Below are 6,111 nucleotides of genomic sequence, written 5' to 3'. Positions count from 1 at the left end.
GTCTTTGTATTATTGTTGGTATTATTTTGTGGAATTTAAATATTGCTTTTTCTGTACATTTTGGAAGAACTTTATTAAAGAAAAAAGCACTTGGCTATATTACAGCCGGAGCAGGTATTATTTTAGTAGGATATTCTATCCATTTTGCATACAAAGCTTTACAGTTGTTCATATAAGATTGAAGGGGAGATTTTTATGTATCGAACCACTATTGACGGAAAAGAAATTATCATCACTTTAGCACCAAAAATCCGAAAAGAAATTACTGATAGGAATCCACTATATGAAGCGGTATTTAAAAATGCAGCAAGGTTACTGCAAACGAAACAACCAACGTTTGCGGTAAATCATGAAGTATTTGGTCTCATTATTGGAGAAGTACAAAGAGGAGAAGTAACAGTGTTTGCAGTAGAACACATTATTCCGAAGCAAAATATATTTGGTCCGAACACTTTTTTCTCGACAATAGAACAGCAGGCAAATTTGTAAAGTGAATAGAATAAGAATGAAATAGAAAAAAATGGTCGTAACGATATGTTGCGGCTGTTTTTGTGGAAAAGGGGGAAGTAAGATGAAAAGAGTGGTGAAAGAGTTTTTTTTACAACATGATATTGTTATTATGTATAGTGTTCTATTAATTTTTATTATTATTTTAAAAATGCAATTTTTCACATGGATTGGTATGTTAGCGTGTATGTTTGGGATTGTTTTTTATACGTTTAACGAATATATGACACACCGTTTTTTATTCCATTTAAAGCCGCCTAAAAACGCATTTTTATTAAAAATGTTAAGAAGATTACATTATGATCATCACGTATATCCAGATGATTTAAAACTTTTATTTTTGCCTGTATGGTTTAGTATACCTAGCTTTACTATATATTTACTTATAACGTATGGTATTACAAAAAGTGTTACTGTTACACTTTCATTCGGAATCGGAATGATTATCATGCTCCTCGTTTATGAATGGAAACATTATATTGCACATAAACCGATTCGTCCCTTCACTAAGTTTGGAAGATGGCTAAAAAAACAGCACATATTACACCATTATAAAAATGAAAAGTTTTGGTTCGGAGTTTCAAATCCAGTATTCGATTTTATATTTAGAACACTTAAAGATGGAAAAGACGTTGAATTAAGTGAAACAGCTCGTAATTTAGAAAAGGAGACAAAGAAAGAAGTAGTGCGATAAGCACTACTTCTTTCTTCTATTTTAATGGGAATAAAAGTTTAATCAAATTTTATGTTAAAAAAGTATATTGAAAATTTAGGAGAAAATGACGAAAAATGTCTATCGAAAAATCTTTGCAGGAATGTATAGATTGTCTAAAATGGAAATAAGTTTCTGAATATTTATAAAATTTAGTCTTTAGGTATGCAAGGAGGAATTGTATTTTAAGTTAAGAGAGGGGACCAGAGAATGAAACGAGATGATACGTCAGCACGTAAGTTAAAAAATGAGGTGAAYTATACAGAAGTTGTTCAGTCTGTAACCTATTTTGCATCAAAAAAAACGAAAAATGCGAGTGAATTTTATACGGCTGGAGGGGGATTAACTGGCTGGCAAAATGGTCTGGCTATTGCTGGGGATTACATGTCTGCTGCGTCATTTCTTGGTATAGCCGGAGCGATAGCGTTAACTGGGTTTGATGGGTTCTTTTATAGTATCGGCTTTTTAGTTGCTTATTTAGTTGTTCTATATCTTGTCGCAGAACCGCTTAGAAATTTAGGGAAGTACACGTTAGCAGATATGATTGCGGCACGTTTTGATGCGAAAAAAGTTCGTGGTATAGCAGCGCTTAATACGATGACGATTTCAATTTTTTATATGATTGCACAATTAGTTGGTGCGGGTGCACTTATTAAACTATTATTAGGTATTGAATATACAACATCTGTATTAATCGTAGGTACACTTATGACTGTGTATGTTATTTTTGGAGGAATGACAGCTACGAGCTGGGTTCAAATTGTAAAGGCTGTACTACTTATGGCAGGGACATTTATTATTTCTGTTATCGTTTTCTCCAAATTTAATTTCAGTGTGACTGAAATGTTCGCTCACATGAAAACAGCTACTCCATTAAAAGATTCGTTTTTAAATCCAGGAGTAAAGTATAAGGATGGTCTTGATACACTTTCTTTAAATTTAGGACTAGTCCTTGGTACAGCGGGATTACCACATATTCTTGTCCGCTTTTTTACAGTACGTGATGCAAAAACTGCACGTCAATCTGTTGTATATGCGACGTGGTTAATTGGCGYGTTTTATATTATGACAATTTTCTTAGGGTTTGGAGCAGCAGCRTTTGTAGGAAATGAGGCGATTATTAAAGCAAACCCTGCTGGTAATATGGCAGCACCTTTATTAGCAAAAGCATTAGGCGGAGATTTCTTATTTGCTTTCGTATCAGCAATTGCTTTTGCAACTATTTTAGCTGTAGTAGCAGGACTTGTGTTAACAGCAGCATCAGCATTCGCGCATGATTTTTATAATGAGATTATCCGTAAAGGAAAATCAACGGAAAAAGAGCAAGTGTCAATGGCGCGTTATGCGTCTATTGGGGTGGCGATAGTATCTATTATACTTGCTTTATTTGCTCAAACATTAAACGTAGCATTTTTAGTATCACTAGCATTTGCAGTTGCAGCGAGTGCGAATTTACCGGTTATATTATTTACAATCTATTGGAAGCGTTTTAATACAACAGGAGCAATTTCTGGTATGATTGTTGGTCTTGTATCAGCGATTGTTCTTGTAGCGTTAAGTCCAAATGTTTGGAACCCAGTAGCTGGAAAAGCTATTTTTGTTGGAGAAGCGATATTCCCATATACGACACCTGGAATTATTTCGATCCCGCTCGGGTTTCTTGCAGCATATTTAGGAACTGTTTTCTCTAGTAAGAAAGAAGATGCAGCGAAATTTGATGAAATTCTTGTGAAATCTAATACTGGTCATGGTATTAGTGATGCATCTTCGCATTAAAAAAGAGGAGCTTTTCGAAATATAAGAAAAGCTCCTCTTTCTTTTGACATTTTCTTATAAATATTACTTTAATTTTGGTAGGATTTGTCTTGTGTTTGTGGAATGAAAATAGGCAGGGAGAAATTTAACTCATCATGGCACCAGCGCAGCTTTGTGAAAAATAAGTTGTTATGGAAGGTGGAAGAAATGATGAAGACAAAACAAACCGATGAATTATTAGCAAAAGATGAGCAATATGTGTGGCACGGAATGCGTCCCTTTAGTCCAAGTAGTACAATGGTAGGGGCAAAAGCAGAAGGGTGCTGGGTTGAAGATATACAAGGAAAAAGATACTTAGATGGTATGAGTGGTCTTTGGTGTGTAAATAGCGGATATGGAAGAAAAGAGCTTGCAGAGGCAGCTTATAAGCAATTGCAAACATTATCATATTTTCCGATGTCACAATCACATGAACCAGCAATTAAGCTCGCTGAAAAGTTAAACGAGTGGCTTGGTGGAGAGTATGTTATTTTCTTCTCTAATAGTGGATCAGAAGCGAATGAAACCGCTTTTAAAATAGCAAGACAATATTATGCTCAAAAAGGTGAACCGCATCGTTACAAATTTATGTCACGTTATCGTGGTTATCACGGAAACACAATGGCGACGATGGCAGCGACTGGMCAAGCACARCGTAGATACCAATATGAGCCATTTGCTTCAGGTTTTTTACATGTAACGCCTCCAGATTGTTACCGCATGCCAGAAATGGAATCACAAAATATTTATGATGTAGAATGCGTAAAAGAAGTAGATCGTGTTATGACATGGGAATTAAGTGAAACGATAGCAGCATTTATTATGGAGCCAATTATTACAGGCGGAGGTATTTTAATGCCACCACAAGACTATATGAAAGCAATTCACGAAACATGTCAAAAACACGGAGCACTACTTATAAGTGATGAAGTTATTTGTGGTTTCGGGCGTACAGGAAAAGCATTTGGGTTTATGAACTATGACGTTAAGCCTGATATCGTTACGATGGCAAAAGGTATTACGAGCGCATATTTACCATTATCAGCAACAGCTGTAAAAAAAGAAATTTATGAGGCATTTAAAGGAACAGGAGAATATGAATTCTTCCGCCATATTAATACATTTGGTGGAAATCCAGCGGCTTGTGCATTAGCGCTTAAAAACTTAGAGATTATGGAAAATGAAAATTTAATTGAGCGCTCTGCACAAATGGGTTCACTTTTATTAAATCAATTAAAAGAAGAAATTGGGGCACATCCGCTTGTTGGAAATATTAGAGGGAAAGGGTTATTAGTTGGAATCGAACTAGTAAATGATAAAGCGACGAAAGCACCAATTGATAATGACAAAATTGCAAGTGTTGTAAATGCTTGTAAAGAAAAAGGGCTTATTATCGGACGCAACGGTATGACAACAGCAGGGTATAATAACGTATTAACATTAGCGCCACCGCTCGTTATTTCAGGTGAAGAAATTGCTTTTATTGTCGGAACATTGAAGACAGCGATGGAACGTATTTAATAAATAGAACGAGAGGAGCGAGCTGTAATATAAGGCTCGCTTTTGTTTACAAGGAGGAGCTTTTAATGGAGAAATATGATCCTAACAAACATTATCACATCGGATATTATGAAGATGGATATGATTTAGAAGTGACAGCGTATAAAAGAATAAATGAACCAATTTGGGATGCCTATATTCCACACTATGAGGTAGATGATTTTTACAAAAAAGTGGAGGAAATGAAGCTAGGTGAATATATAGATGATTACGGCATTAAAGTCTATTCATTTCGTGATGATATCGATGATGAAGAAGCACGCTCCATTTTTGAAAAATGGTTAAAAACGAATGGAATTGTTTAAAGAGAARATGAAAAAGGAGATTGCTATCTTTTAAGATAGCAATCTCCTTTTATTATAGTAAACTTATTTACTTGCTTTCATTGCTTTATCTTTTGCACCAAAAGTGTATTTTAACATTGGTGGTGTAATCATCGTTGTTAAAATAACGACAATAACGATAGCTGTAAAGTAATCTTGTGCTAATAGGCCAGAAGAAAGTCCTGTTCCTGCGATGATAAGTGCAACTTCACCACGAGAAACCATACCAGCACCGATAATTGCAGAAGACTTTGCATCAAATCCAGTGATTCGTGCACCGAATCCACAACCGATTAGTTTTGTGAATACAGCGATAACTGTTAATGCTAAGATGAACCAAATTTGATCGCCAATACCGTCAAATGTAATATTCATACCGATACTAACAAAGAATACTGGAACGAACATAGCGTAAGCAATTGGTTCTACTTTCTTTTCTACTTCATGTTTGTAGTTCGTTTGAGAAATAGCGATACCAGCTGCGAAAGCACCGATAATACCAGCAATTCCTAATAGTTCGCCGAAGTATGCGAATGAGAAACAGATGATAAGCGCAGCACTAACGATAGACTCAGATACGCGAAGYGGTGATAACCAACGCATGATTGCTGGAACACCYTTCCAACCAATTAAAATGATAGAAGCAAAGAATACTACTTTCTTCAAGATAATCATTGTTAAGTTAACGTCATCTGTGCCTAAGAAGCTCATTGCAAATGCTAATAAAATAACAACAAGAATGTCATCAAATACAGCGGCTCCAAGCATCGTCGTACTTTCACGTGTTTTCATTTTACCTAAATCACGAAGTGTTTGAACGGAAATACTAACACTTGTTGCACATAGAAGTAATCCTAAAAAGACAGCATTCCCTTGTTCCATACCGACAACAAGACCGGCAACGTAACCACCTACGAATGGAAGAACGATACCTCCAAGTGCAACAGCTAAAGAAGAATTACGATTTGCGTTTAATTCTTCTAAATCTGTTTCAAGTCCTGCCATAAACATTAAAAGAATAACTCCGACATTACTTAATTGTGTTAGAAGCTCTGAATTTTCAATCCATCCGAATATAGCTGGACCGATAACGATACCAACAATTAATTTACCGAGTACAGAAGGTTGACCTAATCTAACACTAAGGTCACCAGCGAGCTTTGTACTTAATAAAATAAGTGCAATCTGAAAGAAAAATTCGAATTCCATTTGATC

Annotated in this window: 6 protein-coding genes and 1 pseudogene; 6 read left to right on the top strand and 1 reads right to left on the bottom strand. The window is 35.5% G+C overall.

All coding sequences use genetic code 11. The annotated features are described in order from the left end of the window. The 6 genes and pseudogenes from AC1DJR_RS18010 to AC1DJR_RS17985 all read left to right on the top strand — a co-directional run. A pseudogene (locus AC1DJR_RS18010) lies at nt 1-176 on the top strand (amino acid transporter); the annotation flags it as partial. A 19-nt stretch (nt 177-195) separates the two neighbouring features. Next, entirely contained in the window at nt 196-489 is a 294-nt protein-coding gene (locus AC1DJR_RS18005) for a hypothetical protein (RefSeq protein WP_002011898.1), read from the top strand. 82 nt (nt 490-571) lie between these two features. Next, nucleotides 572-1,201 (top strand): sterol desaturase family protein, encoded by a 630-nt coding sequence (locus AC1DJR_RS18000; protein ID WP_002126527.1) that lies wholly within the window; start codon nt 572-574, stop codon nt 1,199-1,201. A 228-nt stretch (nt 1,202-1,429) separates the two neighbouring features. Then, nucleotides 1,430-2,995, top strand: coding sequence for a solute symporter family protein (locus AC1DJR_RS17995; RefSeq protein ID WP_477003165.1), 1,566 nt, complete (start codon nt 1,430-1,432; stop codon nt 2,993-2,995). A 189-nt stretch (nt 2,996-3,184) separates the two neighbouring features. After that, nucleotides 3,185-4,534 carry an aspartate aminotransferase family protein gene (locus tag AC1DJR_RS17990; protein WP_429686676.1) on the top strand — a complete coding sequence of 450 codons (1,350 nt, stop codon included), beginning with the start codon at nt 3,185-3,187 and terminating at the stop codon, nt 4,532-4,534. A gap of 65 nt (nt 4,535-4,599) precedes the next feature. Further along, on the top strand, nt 4,600-4,878 hold the full coding sequence (locus tag AC1DJR_RS17985; protein ID WP_060751449.1) for a DUF3986 family protein: 279 nt from the start codon (nt 4,600-4,602) through the stop codon (nt 4,876-4,878). A gap of 63 nt (nt 4,879-4,941) precedes the next feature. Here AC1DJR_RS17985 and AC1DJR_RS17980 read toward each other — a convergent pair whose 3' ends face one another. After that, nucleotides 4,942-6,105 (bottom strand): cation:proton antiporter, encoded by a 1,164-nt coding sequence (locus AC1DJR_RS17980; RefSeq protein ID WP_002011888.1) that lies wholly within the window; start codon nt 6,103-6,105, stop codon nt 4,942-4,944. Nucleotides 6,106-6,111: the final 6 nt, after the last annotated feature.

The organism is Bacillus sp. 05T31 (genome assembly GCF_056396725.1).
This window is presented reverse-complemented; position numbering and strand designations above follow the sequence as displayed.

Coding starts and splice junctions, on each gene's coding strand:
- AC1DJR_RS17985 (WP_060751449.1), top strand. CDS start 4,600: ATGGAGAAATATGATCCTAACAAACATTATCACATCGGATATTATGAA.
- AC1DJR_RS18005 (WP_002011898.1), top strand. CDS start 196: ATGTATCGAACCACTATTGACGGAAAAGAAATTATCATCACTTTAGCA.
- AC1DJR_RS18000 (WP_002126527.1), top strand. CDS start 572: ATGAAAAGAGTGGTGAAAGAGTTTTTTTTACAACATGATATTGTTATT.